The sequence below is a fragment of the Mesorhizobium sp. CNPSo 4661 genome (assembly GCF_057784215.1).
In genome coordinates, this window is the sequence record NZ_JBWGIO010000006.1 from 271249 (window position 1) to 285760 (window position 14512).

At 64.1% G+C, this 14512-nt stretch carries 17 protein-coding genes; 8 read left to right on the forward strand and 9 right to left on the reverse strand.

Translation table 11 applies throughout. From position 1 onward, the window contains the following. Nucleotides 1–95 precede the first annotated feature (95 nt). From AC0YKC_RS11470 to AC0YKC_RS11490, 5 genes are all read right to left on the reverse strand, one after another. Nucleotides 96–1406, reverse strand: a complete 1311-nt coding sequence (locus tag AC0YKC_RS11470) for a hemolysin family protein (protein WP_320293430.1) — start codon at nucleotides 1404–1406, stop codon at nucleotides 96–98. 167 nt (nucleotides 1407–1573) lie between these two features. Next, complete coding sequence (locus tag AC0YKC_RS11475) at nucleotides 1574–2281, reverse strand: LssY C-terminal domain-containing protein (protein WP_320293431.1); 708 nt, start codon at nucleotides 2279–2281, stop codon at nucleotides 1574–1576. Between the two features lie 66 nt (nucleotides 2282–2347). Next, nucleotides 2348–3178, reverse strand: a complete 831-nt coding sequence (locus AC0YKC_RS11480) for an extensin-like domain-containing protein (RefSeq protein ID WP_488511113.1) — start codon at nucleotides 3176–3178, stop codon at nucleotides 2348–2350. Nucleotides 3179–3316: 138 nt separating this feature from the next. Beyond that, nucleotides 3317–4363 carry an extensin-like domain-containing protein gene (locus tag AC0YKC_RS11485; RefSeq protein ID WP_488511114.1) on the reverse strand — a complete coding sequence of 349 codons (1047 nt, stop codon included), beginning with the start codon at nucleotides 4361–4363 and terminating at the stop codon, nucleotides 3317–3319. A 75-nt stretch (nucleotides 4364–4438) separates the two neighbouring features. Next, a complete protein-coding gene (locus tag AC0YKC_RS11490; RefSeq protein WP_488511115.1) occupies nucleotides 4439–4864 on the reverse strand; it encodes a DUF3775 domain-containing protein in 426 nt (141 codons plus the stop codon). 178 nt (nucleotides 4865–5042) lie between these two features. Between AC0YKC_RS11490 and AC0YKC_RS11495 the strand changes: the two genes are divergently transcribed. Beyond that, nucleotides 5043–5579, forward strand: a complete 537-nt coding sequence (locus tag AC0YKC_RS11495) for a tetratricopeptide repeat protein (protein WP_320293435.1) — start codon at nucleotides 5043–5045, stop codon at nucleotides 5577–5579. Nucleotides 5580–5841: 262 nt separating this feature from the next. After that, a complete protein-coding gene (gene greA, locus AC0YKC_RS11500; protein ID WP_027168132.1) occupies nucleotides 5842–6315 on the forward strand; it encodes a transcription elongation factor GreA in 474 nt (157 codons plus the stop codon). Nucleotides 6316–6520: 205 nt separating this feature from the next. Here the strand turns inward: greA and waaC are convergent, their stop codons facing one another. Genes waaC through rfaD form a run of 3 tightly spaced genes read right to left on the reverse strand, consistent with a single transcriptional unit; the run spans nucleotide 6521 to nucleotide 9422 of the window. Further along, nucleotides 6521–7495 carry a lipopolysaccharide heptosyltransferase I gene (gene waaC / locus AC0YKC_RS11505; protein ID WP_488511116.1) on the reverse strand — a complete coding sequence of 325 codons (975 nt, stop codon included), beginning with the start codon at nucleotides 7493–7495 and terminating at the stop codon, nucleotides 6521–6523. Beyond that, nucleotides 7492–8499 (reverse strand): lipopolysaccharide heptosyltransferase II, encoded by a 1008-nt coding sequence (gene waaF / locus AC0YKC_RS11510; RefSeq protein ID WP_488511117.1) that lies wholly within the window; start codon nucleotides 8497–8499, stop codon nucleotides 7492–7494. Before waaF ends, waaC begins: the two co-directional genes overlap by 4 nt. Next, nucleotides 8472–9422 (reverse strand): ADP-glyceromanno-heptose 6-epimerase, encoded by a 951-nt coding sequence (gene rfaD / locus AC0YKC_RS11515; RefSeq protein WP_488511118.1) that lies wholly within the window; start codon nucleotides 9420–9422, stop codon nucleotides 8472–8474. The genes waaF and rfaD overlap by 28 nt, the downstream gene beginning before the upstream one ends. A gap of 141 nt (nucleotides 9423–9563) precedes the next feature. On the opposite strand from rfaD, the gene AC0YKC_RS11520 reads away from it, so the two are divergent. From AC0YKC_RS11520 to AC0YKC_RS11545, 6 genes are all read left to right on the forward strand, one after another. Beyond that, nucleotides 9564–9800: a type II toxin-antitoxin system Phd/YefM family antitoxin gene (locus AC0YKC_RS11520; protein ID WP_488511119.1), complete on the forward strand. Its 237-nt coding sequence runs from the start codon at nucleotides 9564–9566 to the stop codon at nucleotides 9798–9800. Between the two features lie 88 nt (nucleotides 9801–9888). Then, nucleotides 9889–10206, forward strand: coding sequence for a hypothetical protein (locus AC0YKC_RS11525; RefSeq protein ID WP_488511120.1), 318 nt, complete (start codon nucleotides 9889–9891; stop codon nucleotides 10204–10206). A 31-nt stretch (nucleotides 10207–10237) separates the two neighbouring features. After that, nucleotides 10238–10870, forward strand: a complete 633-nt coding sequence (locus tag AC0YKC_RS11530; RefSeq protein WP_488511121.1) for a LysE family translocator — start codon at nucleotides 10238–10240, stop codon at nucleotides 10868–10870. 153 nt (nucleotides 10871–11023) lie between these two features. After that, nucleotides 11024–12508 carry a D-glycero-beta-D-manno-heptose-7-phosphate kinase gene (gene rfaE1, locus AC0YKC_RS11535; protein ID WP_488511122.1) on the forward strand — a complete coding sequence of 495 codons (1485 nt, stop codon included), beginning with the start codon at nucleotides 11024–11026 and terminating at the stop codon, nucleotides 12506–12508. A gap of 8 nt (nucleotides 12509–12516) precedes the next feature. Further along, nucleotides 12517–13089: a D-sedoheptulose-7-phosphate isomerase gene (locus AC0YKC_RS11540; protein WP_488511123.1), complete on the forward strand. Its 573-nt coding sequence runs from the start codon at nucleotides 12517–12519 to the stop codon at nucleotides 13087–13089. After that, nucleotides 13082–13711, forward strand: coding sequence for a D-glycero-alpha-D-manno-heptose-1,7-bisphosphate 7-phosphatase (locus AC0YKC_RS11545; RefSeq protein ID WP_488511124.1), 630 nt, complete (start codon nucleotides 13082–13084; stop codon nucleotides 13709–13711). Before AC0YKC_RS11540 ends, AC0YKC_RS11545 begins: the two co-directional genes overlap by 8 nt. Nucleotides 13712–13883: 172 nt before the next feature. On the opposite strand, the gene AC0YKC_RS11550 is transcribed toward AC0YKC_RS11545, so the two are convergent. Then, entirely contained in the window at nucleotides 13884–14360 is a 477-nt protein-coding gene (locus AC0YKC_RS11550) for an Lrp/AsnC family transcriptional regulator (protein ID WP_488511125.1), read from the reverse strand. Nucleotides 14361–14512: the final 152 nt, after the last annotated feature.

Genomic DNA, 14512 nt, shown 5'->3' on the forward strand with positions numbered 1-14512 from the left:
CTTCAAAGCTTTCTGGCCAGTCAATCCTAAGTGAGGAAAGCGAGGCTTGACGGCGGCGTCAACCGCCCCATGCCAAGTCGAGCATTGCCGGATGGTCAGCGCGCCACCGGGCGATGGCCGTCGGGCAGGCGGGTGGCGATCAGCTTGTCGATGCGGCGGCCATCGAGGTCGACCACCTCGAAACGCCAGCCTTGCGCGTCGACGCATTCGCCGGTGGTCGGCAGATGATGCAGATGCGACAGCACATAGCCGGCGACAGTCTCGTAGTCGCGGTTCTCCGGCAGGTCGATGCCCAGCACCTCCGCCATCTCGTCGGCCTGCATGTAACCGGCAAGCAGCCAGGAGCCGTCATCGCGCTTGACGGCGTTTTCTTCCTCGCCGGCCTCGAGGTCGGAGCGGAAGACGCCGGTGATGGCTTCGAGGATATCGGCCGGCGTGACGATGCCTTCGAAATGGCCGTATTCGTCATGGACCAGCGCCATCGGCACGTCCGATTCCCTGAGCTTCTGCAGCACGTCGAGCGCGTCGGCCTGGTCATGCACGATGGGGGCGACGCGCACATGCTGGCGCGGATCCAGCACCCTGCCGGCGAGAAGGGCGGCCAGCACGTCGCGCGTCTGGATGACGCCGACCATGGCGTCGACATTGCCGTCGCCGACGGGCAGGCGCGAGTGCTGGGTATCCATCAAAAGCTTTCGAACCGTGGCTTCGTCGGACTGCAGGTTCAGCCAGTCGACCTCGGTGCGCGGCGTCATGACGGCGCGCACGGCGCGGTCGCCGAGGCGCATGACGCCGGCGATCATGCGCCGCTCGTCGGATTCGATGGTGCCGTGATGCTCGGCCTCGGCGACAAGCATCTTGATCTCCTCGTCGGTGACCTTCTCTTCCGCTTCGCCGGCCTGGCCGAGCAGCCACAGAACGGCACGGCCGGAGAGGTCGAGCAGGAAGACGAGCGGCGCCGAGATGGTTGCGAGGATGGTCATTGCCGGCGCGGCCCTGACCGCGACGCGTTCCGGGTCCTTGAGCGCGATCTGCTTCGGCACCAGCTCGCCGACGATCAGCGAGGCATAGGTGATGATGGCGACGACAATGCCGACGCCGACGGGGTCGGCGATGTTTTCGCGGATACCGGTCGACGTCAGATATTGCGCCAGCCTTTCGCCGAGCGTCGCGCCCGAGAACGCGCCCGAGAGAACGCCGACCAGGGTGATGCCGATCTGCACCGAGGACAGGAACTTGCCGGGATTGGAGCCGAGCGCCAGCGCGCGACCGGCACCCTTCACGTTGCGGTCGATCATCGCCTTGAGGCGGGCGGGCCGCGACGAGACGATGGCAAGCTCCGACATGGCCAGAAGGCCGTTCACCAGAATGAGGACGGCCACGACGGCGATTTCAACATAAAGCATGGGCGGTCAATAGCATTGCTGCAGCGCATTCGAAAATAGCTTGCCGGTATTTTTGGAAGATGACAGGCGCGTGTTCAAGCCACATCCCAGATCGGCGCCGAGAAATGCCCGACAAGCGCGTCGACGACGACGCGCACTTTCGGCGTCAGCGCGCGCGTGAGGCGCCGTCACTGCAGCGTCTTCAAAACGCCGATCACGGCCATGCCGTCGGTGAAATAGGGATCGCCGCCGCCGTTGCGTCCGGTCTTGGTGGCGCCGATCCCTGGTATTCTGCTGGTCGAGGCCAGCAGACCGGCAGCATCCAGGTCGCCGATGAGGAAATCACGCTCGGCGTCGATGTCGGGCCCGATGTGATGCGTGATCGCGCCCGTATCGTGGCTGAGACCGACGCCCCGGTCGAAGCTCGCGGCGCCCAACCAGAGCGGGCGGCCGTCGTCGCCGACGGTATCCGTCTCCCAGAAGCGGACGTGGTGGCGCCGGTCGGCGCTGTCGCCGACGGGCTTTTCGAAGGCAAGGTCCTGGGCGCGGCCCTCGAACAAAAGGCGGCTCATCGGCGCATCGGGGTAGGGGCGGGAAAACAACACACTTTCGCCGATGTCGATCGCGGTCCTGAGGGTGACGGCATCGGCCGTATCCCAGCCGGCGACGGCGAAGGCGTGGACGACCTCCTTTTCGGTGCCGACCAGGCCAAGATTGATCGGATCGCCGGGAATGCCTTGCGGCGTGTGCGTCACCATCTCGAAGGGCCGCGTGCGGAAGCCGCGCTCCCGCCAGGTCCAGAATTCCGGCGCGGCGACATAGGCGAGCGTCACGTAGAAGGCGAAAAACGCCGCCAGCCAGATTGCCGCGCGCCGCTTCAGGCTTCGCTCACCCACAGCCGACCGCTCCCAAATCCACGGGCGACCATTTTATGCGGTGTTGGCCGTTTTTGGCAGAGAGCCTCAGCGACAGGCGCGATAACCGCTTTTGCGGTTCTTGATGTCGAAATGGAAATGGTTGCGGTGGTCGTAATTGTAGCCGGGGCCGAGCACGGTGGTGAAATATTCGCATCCGTCGGCGCGAACGTTGTTGAGGAAGCCGCGTGTGCGGAACGCGAAGAGGCCGGGCTTGCGGACGTCGATGTCGTCGCCATTGTTGAGCTCGATGCTCATGACGTCGAGGGCGTTGCCCTTGCCGTGTTCGGAGAGCACGCCTTCGCCGGCTATGTTTCGGCAGGAATAGCTGGAACCCTGGTGAATCGCCTTGACGCCGGAGAAATAGCGCCAGCGGGCGGCTGGCTGCAGCTCGTTTTTCGTCCAGGCGGCGAAGGTCGCGGCCATGTTGCAGGTCAGCGTTGCCGCCGGCGTCATGGCGACGCTGCCGATGGCCGAGACTTTTACGGGGAAATCGATGCCGCACTGGCCTTCATGGATCGGCTGGACGTTCTGATAGACGACGCCCATCCGCTTCAGCTCGTTGCGGCAGTCGATCTCGCTGGCAGGCATCTGCTCGACCGGCGACATCGGCTCATCCATGCGCGGATAGGCGGCCTGGGTCATGTAGGGATTGGACGGAACGAGGCGCTGCATGCCGGCATATTGCGGCGCGTCGGGCTGCGGCACGGCTGCCGTCTGGCTGCCGACATCGACGGCCGGCTGCAGCGCAAAGACGTCGCCGGTCGTGCAGGCCGATATCGTCGCGATGGCTGCGCCCGCGGCCAGTCCGGCGACCGTGACGCGCGCACGTTTGTTCCGTTGCGCCAAGCCAAGCATAGCGCCAAGTCTTCGAGCCATCGAAAGGCGTCCTTGTCCCCGAATGGCACAAGGTTAACCCTCAACAGTAAAGGAAAGATCAGCGCCGGCATTCACGCATGGGGCGGAATTGCGGCGCTGATCTTGCCAGGGAGCGACTCGAAACTTTCGAGATCATGCTTACTGGCAGAAAGTGCCGCCGTGGCGGCGCGGCTCCAGGTCGAAGTGGAAATGCAGCGCATGGTCAGGGTCGGCGCCCGGCCCAAGCACCGTCTTGAACGGCCCGCAGGCAGCCTTGCGCACCGCGTCGAGGAACTTCGCGTCCTTGTCCGGCGGCGCCGGCCCAACCTCGATCTTCCTCCCGTCCGACAAGGTGAAGCTGGCGATGTCGAGCGCGTTGCCGAAGGCGTGTTCCGACAGCTTGCGCGTGCCGTTGCGCGGCCGGCAGACAAAGGCCGAGGCCTGGTTGATCGATTTCAGGTCGGCGCCGAGCTCGGCCTTTGCCGTGGGTTGGACGACATCGACCACGAAGCGCGCCGCTGCCTCGGCCATCGGACAGTTGAGCTCGGCGCCCGAATCGATGCCGATGGATTTGCCCAGTGTCCTTATGACGACAGGGTAGGGGATCGAGCAGCCGATCTCGGGATCGTGCTCTGCCTTATGCTCCTCGAACTCGACGCCGAGCGCCTTCAGCCGCTCGCGGCATGCGATCTCCTCTGCCGGCATATTGTCGGCCGGCATCTCGGCGGAACGCGGATCGGGGAGCATCTTTTCCTCGCCCGGCGATTCGGGTTTCTCGGGCGGTTGCGGCGCGGTTTCCGGCGGCTCGGACTCCAGTTCGGTGGGCTTCTGCGGGGGCGTGGGCACGACATCCGGCGTCTGCGGCTCGGATTCCGTCTGAGACTCGGATTGAGCGCCTTTCGAACGCGGTGGGCGGGCGTCCCATTTCGGATGCGACTTGTCCTGATTGAGGAAGTCGTCATTGCTGTCGAGGCGAGGTTTGTCCTGTCCGGACTTTTCAGCGCTGTTTTCCAGATCCTGCGGACGCGAACCTGGGACCGGTGTCGCCGCCGGCGTTTCCGGAGCCGGAGCGGCGCTTTGGCTGGTCGGCGGCAGGTGCCCCTTATGCCGGTGATGATGCTTGGCTGTGGCCGGCGTGACCAGCAGCATGGCAGCCGCCACAGGCAGCGCCAGTCTGTAAAGTCGCGAAAGGCTCAGCGTTGCCATCGCCCGGAAACGACGGTCGCGTTGCGAAGTTGCCTGCAAGATTCGCCTTGCCGATCACAATCGGTTACCGGCGCGTTACGCGCCGATGGCTTCAAGGCCTTCCTCCAACCAATCGGCAAGCATAGGCAGGCCGAGCAGATATTTGGCGGCGCGCTTCCTGGGTCGTTCCCTGGCAGCGGCCACCGCATCCGCCCATTCGGATGCGTCATAATCGCCGCGTCCGACCCAGGCGAGCGCGATCAGCTCGGCGGCTTCGTCGATATTGAGATCGTTGATCAGCTCGCGGAATTCCTCCTCGGTGAGGTCTTCCGAGGCTTCCTCGACAAGGCCGTCATGGTGGTGGCTGGCATGCGCGTCGCCGTCGAATTCGACCTCGTGCTCGGCGCCGTCGTCATAGTCCTCGTTGACGGCGGAGCTCAGCGCCTTCGCCTTGAGGATGAACAGGCGAACGGTGTCGGGATCGATCGAAAGATCCCACTCCTTCTCGAGGCGCTGCTGCACGGTCCTTCTCCACGTGATGCGCTTGGCTCCGATGATAGCTGAATTAAAGCGCGCGTCACGCCCGCAGGCAGCGGCTTCCTTCCGGCCGTCCAAAATAGTTCGGCAGCCGCTCGCATTTCGGGATGAAACCGCGCCAAGGCGGCGTTAATCTGGCATTGTCACCCTCATGGAGGCTTCGATGCGCAGACGTTTGCTTGTTCAGGTCATGGCTATTGCGGCGCTGCCGCTGTTCGTAGCGCCGGCTTTTGCAGCCGGTGAAAGCGGTAGCAGCGGTGGACAGACGACCACCACCTGCAAGAAAGGCGAGGTCTGGGACAAGAAGAAGAACAAATGCGTGAAGCCGCAATATGGCATGCTGGATGACGACAGCATCTATGAAGCGGGCCACGATCTGGCGATGGCCGGGCGCTATGACGAGGCGATCTCGGTGCTGACTTTAGCCGCCAACAAGCAGGATCCGCGCATCCTCAATTATCTCGGCTATTCGCATCGCCATTCGGGCCGCGTCACCGTCGGCCTCGGCTATTACGAGGAAGCGCTGCGTATCGACCCGAACTACACGCTGGTGCGCGAATATCTGGGCGAAGCGCATCTGCAGATCGGCGATCTCGCCGGCGCCCAGCAGCAGCTTAACGAGATCGAGAAGCGGACCGGCAAGGGCTCGCGCGAATACGGCATGCTGTCCGAGCAGATCGATCATTTCCTGAGGAGCTGATCGAGCTTCGACATTCCTCGAACCGGCTGTGAGCAATCGCAGCCGGTTTCTGTTATCCGCCGCCGGCCAATGGCCCGCGAAAGCGGTGATCATTTTGCCGAACTTCAATTTTTGGGCGTGAAAATCGCGCAAAGATCGCTATATTCAGCGAAATTGTGGTGAGACGGTTCCGTTAGCCCGAGGCTGCCGGACCGTTTTCTTTTTGTACCCATTGACAAGGTCCCTCCCGAAAACGGGGGTGGCGGCTGGAAAGGTCAGGCATATGATCAAGGTCCCGATGACAGGCGAGGGGTTCGCGTCATTGAAGGAAGAACTCCGCTGGCGCCAGCAGGAGGAGCGTCCTCGCATCATCGAGGCGATCTCCGAAGCGCGCTCGCATGGCGACCTGTCCGAAAATGCCGAATATCACGCGGCCAAGGAGTCGCAGAGCCACAATGAAGGCCGCATCAACGAGCTCGAGGACCTGATCGCACGCGCCGAGGTCATCGACGTCTCCAAGCTTTCCGGCGACAAGGTGAAATTCGGCGCGACCGTCGTGCTGGTCGACGAGGACACCGAGGAAAAGAAAACCTACCAGATCGTCGGCGACCAGGAAGCGGACGTGAAGTCCGGCCGCATCTCGATCTCCTCGCCGATCGCGCGTGCGCTGATCGGCAAGGAAGTCGGCGACGCCATCGAGGTCAATGCTCCGGGCGGTGCTCGGGGGTACGAGATCGTCCAGGTGCAGTTTATCTGAGGACCTTCTGATAATTCTACTCCGGCGGCCGACTAGCGTGGCTTTCTGCGCTTCCGGTGCTCACGTACTTTAAGTACGCTCCGCTCCGGCCTTCGCCGGCCGAAGCCCTCATAAGGATCTCCGTCCTATGAAGGCTACGGCCGGCGTAGGCCGGTTCTCGAAAACCACGCCATTCGACTCGCCAGAGCGAATTCTGAAAAGGTCCTCACGCTGGCGCGTTTGATCTGAGCGCCAGCTGGCGCTCAGCCTCCGCCACAACCTCAGCTGGCGTGATCTTGCCGCCGGCTGGCGCCATCAAGGTCGAGGCAAACTTCCCGCGCGGGCCGGTGAGACCCGGCTCCGTTGCCAGGAAGACGGCGACGGTCGGCAGGCCGAAGGCGCTGGCGAGATGGGTGAGGCCGGTGTCGGCGCCGATGACGAGCGTCGAGCGGCCGAGGATCGCGGCGATGTCCGCAAGCGGCGATTTCGCAAGCAGCGCCGTCCTTGGCACGGCACCGGCAATGGCTTGCGCCACCTTCCGTTCCGCCTCGTTCGACCATGTGACCACCGGCGTGAATTGGAGGTCTGCCAGCCGGCGCGCGGTTTCGATCCAGTCCGCCACCGGCCATTTCTTGTCCTCGCGGCTGGTGCCGTGCAGCAAGAACGCCGTTCTGCCTTCAATGCCGGGCAGGTCGCTAGGCGGCGGCACGATGCCTGACTCGAGCGTTGACAGGTCAGGTTCGTAGCCAAGCGCCAGCCCGAACAGCCGCCTGGTGCGCTCGATGGCGTGCAGGTCGCGCGGCACGGTGTATTGGCGCTGGTAGAACAGCGTTGCCGAAGGCTCGCGGGCGCTGGCCCGGTCGAAGCCGGCGATCGGCGCGCCAGCCTGGATGGCGACCAGCGCCGATTTCAGCAAGCCCTGCGCGTCGATGACAAGATCGTAGCGGGTGGCGCGGAGCGCTTTGCGCAGTCCGGCCATCTCGCGCCATGTGGCGCCGTCGAGAAGTCGCCTGCGCCAGCGCCGGATCGCAACCTTGTGGATAGTCTTAATCGCCGGATGCAGCGCCACGATCCCGGCAAAAGGCTCCTCCGCGCACCAGTCGAAGCTGATGTCGGGGCGATTGCGCGCCGCGTCCTCGACGGCGGGAAAGGTGTGGATGACATCGCCCATCGACGATGTCTTGACGATCAGCACCTTCATGCGGCCGCTGGAACCTTGAGCAAGCGCTCAGCGGCGGCGGTGACGCGGGCGACATCGAGCGTCTTCAGGCAGTTGAGATGCCCAAGCGGGCAGACCTTCTTGTGGCAGGGCGAGCAGGACAGATGCAGCCAGATCAGCTCGGAGCGTTCGCTGAGCGGCGGCGTGTTTTCCGGTGACGTCGAACCGTAGACGGCTACGATCGGCGTGCCGACGGCGGCCGCCACATGCATCAGCCCGCTGTCGTTCGAGACAGCAAGCTTCGCCGCGGCGATCAGGTCGATGGCGTCCTCGAGGCGTGTCTTGCCGGCAAGGTCGATGGCGCCCGGGGCAAGCGCTGCGATCTCGCCAGTGACGTCGGCATCGTTCTTCGAGCCGAGCAGCGCGACGGCCAGGCCCTTGGCCATCATGTCCCGGGCCAGCCCTGCATAGTGGTCGCTCGGCCAGCGTTTTGCCGGGCCGAACTCGGCGCCGGGCATGAGCGCCACGAATTTCTTCCCGGTCAGCCCGAAGCGCGCCAGCAGATCGGCCTGGTTGGCCTTGTCGACGGTAAGATGCGGCGCGCGAAAAGTGCCGCCGCGCGCGAGGCCGAAATAGGCGCGCGCGGTGCGCCGTTTCAGGGCTTCGGGCAGCGGCACGACATCCGTCAGCAGGCCGTAGCGCATCTCGCGCAGATTGCCGACGCGGTGCGGGATGCGGGCGAAGAACGGGATCAAGGCCGATTTCCAGCTACCCGGCAGGACATAGGCCATGTCGTAGCGGCCACGCAGAAGACGGCCGAAGCGCCTGCGGCTGCGGAATTCGAGCGCGCCCGGCATCAGCGGAAAGTCGATCTGGCAGCGAATCTCCGGCATGCGCTTGACCAGGGGCGCGGCCCAGGCCGGCGCCAGCACGTCGATCGCCGCATTCGGATGTTTTTCCTTCAGCGCCGCGAACAGGCACTGCGCCATGACCATGTCGCCCACCCAGCGTGGGCCGATCACGAGGATCGTTGGGCCTTCAGCCATTCGACATAGTCCCTGACGCCGGTTTCGACTGTGCGGAATTGGCCATTGTAGCCGGCCGCGCGCAAGCGGGACATATCAGCCTGCGTAAAACTCTGGTAGCTGCCCTTGAGATGGTCGGGGAAGGGAATGAATTCAATCTCGCCCTTACCCAGCGTGTCGATCACCGTCTCGGCAATCGCCCGGAACGGCTGGGCGCGGCCGGTGCCGCAGTTGAAGATGCCGCTCAAGCCGCGCTTCCACAGCCACAGATTGACCTCCGCCACATCGCCGACATGGATGAAATCGCGGCTCTGCTCGCCGGGCCCGAAGTCGCCATAGGCGCCGAACAGTTTCGGGTTTTCGCCGCGCTCGACCTGGTTGAACAGATGAAAGGCGACCGAGGCCATGGCGCCTTTATGCGCCTCGCGCGGTCCATAGACGTTGAAATAGCGCAGGCCGGCGACCTGCGAATGGTCGGTGTCGAAGACGTTTCGGCGCACATAGTCATCGAACAGCTTCTTCGAATAGGCATAGACGTTGAGAGGACGCTCGAAGTCCGGTTCTTCGCGGAATTCGCTGCCGCCGCCATAGACCGAGGCCGACGAGGCATAGAGGAAGGGCACGCGCAACGCCAGGCAGGCATGCAGCAGGCGCTTCGAATAGGCGTAGTTCACCTCCATCATGAACTTGCCGTTCCATTCGGTGGTGGTCGAGCAGGCGCCTTGATGGAAGACGGCTTCGATGCGGCCCAGCGCGCCGTCGTCGAGCCGGGCGAGAAAATCGTCCTTGTCGAGATAGTCGGCGATCTTGAGGTCGGCGAGGTTGGCGATCTTGTGACCGTCGGTGAGGTCGTCGACGACGACGATGTCGCCATGGCCCTCGGCATTGAGAGCGGCGACGATGTTGGAGCCGATCATGCCGGCGCCGCCCGTGACGATGATCATGAAGGCCTCTGCTGCTTACGATTCCGGCTCTTATAGGGGAGGCGGGCGGGGCTGTCGACAAAGCAGGCGCCGCTCGTCCTAAGTCGTTGATGCTTGTCTATTTTGTCTTTTTTGTCTATTATGCACAAAACGTGAGCGCCCATGAAACACTATCCGTCGACCGATCTGAAGCAGAATCTCGGAGATGTGCTTGCGGCTGCGAGCCAGCAGCCTGTCTCCATCACGCGCCATAACAAGCCGAGATACGTCCTGATGAGCATCGAGGCTTACGAGGCTCGCTTCGGCAACGATGGCCGCCGCGCCTACGCGGCGAAGGACACTCCATCGGAGCACGTAGAGATGCTCGAGGAGTACGCTGCCGAGTTGGATCGTGATTAGACCCATAGCCGCTGATGTCTGGCGATATCCATATTTGTGGTATAGGCAGCATGGCGACGGCGAAACCGAAGGCCGCAAGCAACGACCCGTGGCCTTCGTGGCCGTCCTTCCCGGGAAAGCCGGCGGCACGAACCTCTTCATCCTTGCAATCACCTCGACGCCGCCGGGCCGCGATCGTGTCACCGTCGCCATTCCGGAAATTGAACGCCGCCGCGCCGGTCTTGACCCTATCCCTCTTTGGGTCATAGTCGATGAGTACAACCACGATATCCTGGAATCGTCGGCCTATTTCGAACCGGGCGCGCCTATCGGCGCGTTCAGTCCGTCATTCCACAAGAAAGTCATGGCTGCCTTCATTGCGGTTGTCCGCAAGGGCCAATCCAAAGCCATCCCGCGTGCGGACTGAACGAGCTGCATCCGGATCATGAGGGACCAAAATGCCGTCGACTGAATTGCTGATCGCGTTTTTCGCCACGACGGCGATCTTCGCCTATATCCCGGGGCCCGCCATGCTCTACGCCGCCGCGCAGACGATGGCGCGCGGACGCTGGTCGGGGTTGACGGCGGCTCTCGGCATCCATCTCGGCGGCTATTTCCATGTCTTCGCGGCCGCCGCCGGCCTGTCCGTCCTGTTCCATGCGGTGCCGCCGCTCTATCTGGCGGTCAAGCTCGTCGGCGCGCTCTATCTGATCTGGCTCGGCGTCTCTATGTTCCGCAAACGGACGGATGGCGATGCGGCTCTGCCCTTGATCGAGCGGAAATCGGCCCGTCGCGCCTTTTTCGAAAGCATCACCGTCGAGGTGCTCAATCCGAAGACGGCGATCTTCTTCATGGCGTTCCTGCCGCAATTCATCGACGCCTGGGCGGCGTTCCCGGTCTGGCTGCAGTTCGTCGTGCTTGGAACCATCGTCAATCTGATGTTCTCGTCCGCCGACGTCGTTTGCGTTTTCCTTGCCGGCGCGATGATTGCGCGGCTGCGACGTTCGGGCCGGGCGCAGCGGCTGATGCAGCGCGCGGGCGGGGCGGTGCTGGTTGGGCTCGGCGTCCACGTCGCCCTGCAGAGGAGCTGATCGCGCAGCCGGCTTCGGCTGGGGTCGGCGCCGGGCCTGCCGTTGCGCTCGTTCGAATTGCGGTATATCGGCATCGCCTTGAGCAGCCCGCGCCACAATTCCGGCGCTGAAATCTAATCAAGTCCGGCCGTCTTCAGGCATATTTCGAGTGAGATGATCAAGCACCATCCGCCTTCCCCCGAGCCTTTGCATCGCACCATCGCCCGGTTCGGCGACGTCACCGTGCTGGTGGTGGGCGATTTCATTCTCGACCGCTTCGTCAGCGGCGTGATCGAGCGTATCTCGCCGGAAGCCCCCATTCCCGTGCTGCACGGCAAGGGCGAGACCGCGAACATGGGCGGCGCCGGCAATGTCGTCTCCAACATCGTTTCGCTCGGCGCAGCCGCCATCCCCGTTTCGGTGATCGGCGCCGACCAGGCCGGCAACAACCTGATGCGAATGCTCGGCGAGATCGGCGTCGACACGGACGGGCTCCTGCAGCGCGAGGGCCGCATGACGTCGTCGAAAAGCCGCTTCAGCGCGCTCAACCAGCAAGTGCTGCGTTTCGACGAGGAAGAGATCAAGCCGCTGACGGCCGCCGAGCGGGCGAAGCTCATCGACCATTTCCAGGCAGCGCTTGGCCGCGCCGACATCGTGATCCTCTCCGACTACGGCAAGGGCATCCTGCTCGACGGCGTCGCCGGCGAGCTGATCGCGATCTGCCGCGATGCCGGCAAGCCGGTGCTGGTCGATCCGAAGGGGCGCGACTATGCGCGCTATACCGGCGCCACGGCGGTGACGCCGAACCGCAAGGAGCTCGGCGAGGCGGTCGGGCGCAAGGTGTTCGGCGACGACGAGATCGTGGCCGCGGCGCGCGACTTGATCGCCGCGCATGATTTCGAGTTCATCGTCGCCACGCGCAGCGAAAAGGGCATGAGCGTGGTCTCCGCCGAGGATGCCCGCCACATCTCCACCCAGGCGCGCGAAGTGTTCGACGTTTCCGGCGCCGGTGACACGGTCATCGCCAGTTTCGCGCTTTCGCTCGCCGCCGGCGCCGACCGGGTGCATGCGGCCGTCATCGCCAATGCGGCTGGCGGCGTCGTGGTGGGAAAACGCGGCACCGCGCGGCTCAACGTCGAGGAACTGTCCGGCGCGCTGTTCCGCTCACATGGGCCGACCGGCCACCAGGACGCCATCCTCGATTTCAACGCCGCGGCCAGGATGGTCGCAGCCTGGAAGGAAGAGGGGCTGACCGTCGGCTTTACCAATGGCTGTTTCGACATCCTGCATGCGGGCCATGTCAGCCTGCTGCATGCCGCGCGCAGCCAGTGCGACCGGCTGGTGCTCGGCCTCAACAGCGACGCCTCGGTGCGCCGGCTGAAGGGGGAGGGGCGCCCGGTCAACGACCAGCACGACCGCGCCTGCGTGCTGGCGGCACTTGCCTCGGTCGACGCCGTCGTCGTCTTTGAGGAGGACACGCCGCTCAAGCTCATCGAGGCGCTCCTGCCGGACATCCTGGTCAAGGGCGCGGATTACACGGTCGAAACCGTTGTCGGCGCCGATGCCGTGCAGAAGGCGGGCGGGCGCGTGGTGCTGGTCGACCTCGTCGCCGGCAAAAGCACGACCAACACGATCGGCAAGATGCGCGCCGCAAACTGAGGGTTTCCATGTCCGAACTGAACGACTATCTGGTCCGCTCCGCGGCGGCGATCTCGGCGATGGTCGAGCGCGATCTCACCGGCGAGATGGAACGCTCGGTGAGCACGGTAGTGACGGCGCTTTCGCAAGGCAAGGCGCTGCTGATCTGCGGCAATGGCGGCTCGGCCAGCGATGCCATCCACATCGCCGGCGAGCTGGTCGGCCGCTTCCTCAAGGAGCGCAAGGCCTATAACGTCATCGCGCTGCCGGCCAATGCCGCGGTGCTGACGGCCTGGGGCAACGACTACGGCTTCGACACCGTCTTCTCTCGCCAGGTCGAGGCGCATGGATCGGAAGGCGCGGTGCTGCTCGCGATTTCGACCAGCGGCAATTCGCCGAGCATCCTTGCCGCCGCCGAACAAGCGCGGGCGATGGGCATGACGGTGATCAGCCTGACCGGTGAGACCGGCGGCAAGCTGAAGCCGCTGACCGACATCCTGCTCAACGTGCCGTCGACCTCGACGCCGATCATCCAGCAGGGGCACCTGTGCCTCTACCATTATCTGTGCGAGGCGGTCGAAGCGCGCCTCAGCAATGGCTGAGAGCGCAGGCTTTCCGCTTGCGGAGCCCGGCCTGTGGGTCGAGCGGATCGGCTCCACTGAGTTTCCAGCCAGCCGGCCGGCGCTGTTCCTCGATCGTGACGGCACGATCAATGTCGATACCGGCTATCCCGCTGATCCGGCGGCGATGGAACTGCGCGACGGCATCGCGCCGGTCATCGAGGCCGCGAACCAGCACGGCATTCCGGTCATTGTCGCCACCAACCAGTCCGGCATCGCGCGCGGCTATTTCGGCTGGGACGCGTTCGCCCGGGTCAACGGGCGGGTGCTCGACCTGCTGAGCGAAAAGAACGCTTTCGTGGACATGGTGCTTGCCTGCGCCTACCACGAGGCCGGCAGGGGCGCGTTGGCGATTGCCGATCACCCGATGCGCAAGCCCAATCCTGGCATGCTGCTGGAGGCAGGCCGCCAGCTCGGCCTCGATCTGGAGCGGTCGCTGATCGTCGGCGACAAGCCGGCCGATATGGAAGCCGGCCAGCGCGCCGGCCTCAAGCGCGGCTGGCTGGTCGACGGCGAAGGCTCGACGATAAGCGGGCTTTCGGTTTCGCCGTTGCGCGGCGCTCATGACCTTGAGGACCTGCTGAAGTCGATACGATCGCTCTGATCGCAAGTTGATTCAAAGCCTGGAGCTAAACCGGTTGTTTTTGCGGGCGAATTTCCGGAAGCCGGCACATTAAAGCGCGTCGCGCTGAAACGGATTCGGGCGACGCGCCTTAAGTCTTTGTTTGACGCATGTCGTTGTCCCAGAACCGCTGCACACTTCTGGGCGACATGCATCAAGTTGGAAAGGCTACCAACCCCTCGTCCTTGACGCGGCGGATGGTCAAGGCGGTGCGCACAGTGTCCACATTCGGTGCCGAAGCCAGTTCCTCGATGACGAAGGTCTGGAAGGTGCCGAGGTCGCTCGCCACGCAGTGCAGCAGGAAGTCGGATTCGCCCGAAACCATCCAGGCGTCGCGGACGATCGGCCAGCCGCGCGTGCGCTCGGCGAAGGTTTTCAGCTCGGCGTCGGCCTGGTGATGCAGGCCGATCAGGCAAAAGGCCACCACATCCATGCCGAGCGCCGGCGCGTTCAGGAGTGCGCGGTAGCCGCGGATGATGCCGGCCTCTTCCAGCCGCCTGACACGGCGCAGGCAAGGCGGCGCCGAGATGCCGACCCGGCTGGACAATTCGACATTGGTCATGCGGCCGTCGCCCTGCAGCTCGCGCAGGATCTTCCAGTCGATGGCGTCGAGATCGGCTTTCGGCGGCATGAAGGGCTTTCGCGCAAGAATCTTTCGCGATTTTGTAATTTGGTTTCGCGTAAGAGGCCATAGCTTTGCGATGATTTTCTCCTTGTTTTGATGCATGCGGTGATCCCGGGCCACGCGTACTCCTGAGTGACGCGCGTTCATGACGGGCGGCG

Excerpts from the sequence above, each read along its gene's own strand:
- rfaE1 (WP_488511122.1), top strand. The coding sequence starts at position 11,024 with ATGATCAAGCACCATCCGCCTTCCCCCGAGCCTTTGCATCGCACCATC.
- AC0YKC_RS11470 (WP_320293430.1), bottom strand. The coding sequence starts at position 1,406 with ATGCTTTATGTTGAAATCGCCGTCGTGGCCGTCCTCATTCTGGTGAAC.
- AC0YKC_RS11485 (WP_488511114.1), bottom strand. The coding sequence starts at position 4,363 with ATGGCAACGCTGAGCCTTTCGCGACTTTACAGACTGGCGCTGCCTGTG.
- AC0YKC_RS11540 (WP_488511123.1), top strand. The coding sequence starts at position 12,517 with ATGTCCGAACTGAACGACTATCTGGTCCGCTCCGCGGCGGCGATCTCG.
- AC0YKC_RS11545 (WP_488511124.1), top strand. The coding sequence starts at position 13,082 with ATGGCTGAGAGCGCAGGCTTTCCGCTTGCGGAGCCCGGCCTGTGGGTC.
- greA (WP_027168132.1), top strand. The coding sequence starts at position 5,842 with ATGATCAAGGTCCCGATGACAGGCGAGGGGTTCGCGTCATTGAAGGAA.
- waaC (WP_488511116.1), bottom strand. The coding sequence starts at position 7,495 with ATGAAGGTGCTGATCGTCAAGACATCGTCGATGGGCGATGTCATCCAC.
- AC0YKC_RS11495 (WP_320293435.1), top strand. The coding sequence starts at position 5,043 with ATGCGCAGACGTTTGCTTGTTCAGGTCATGGCTATTGCGGCGCTGCCG.
- AC0YKC_RS11530 (WP_488511121.1), top strand. The coding sequence starts at position 10,238 with ATGCCGTCGACTGAATTGCTGATCGCGTTTTTCGCCACGACGGCGATC.
- AC0YKC_RS11480 (WP_488511113.1), bottom strand. The coding sequence starts at position 3,178 with ATGGCTCGAAGACTTGGCGCTATGCTTGGCTTGGCGCAACGGAACAAA.
- waaF (WP_488511117.1), bottom strand. The coding sequence starts at position 8,499 with ATGGCTGAAGGCCCAACGATCCTCGTGATCGGCCCACGCTGGGTGGGC.
- AC0YKC_RS11520 (WP_488511119.1), top strand. The coding sequence starts at position 9,564 with ATGAAACACTATCCGTCGACCGATCTGAAGCAGAATCTCGGAGATGTG.
- AC0YKC_RS11550 (WP_488511125.1), bottom strand. The coding sequence starts at position 14,360 with ATGCCGCCGAAAGCCGATCTCGACGCCATCGACTGGAAGATCCTGCGC.
- rfaD (WP_488511118.1), bottom strand. The coding sequence starts at position 9,422 with ATGATCATCGTCACGGGCGGCGCCGGCATGATCGGCTCCAACATCGTC.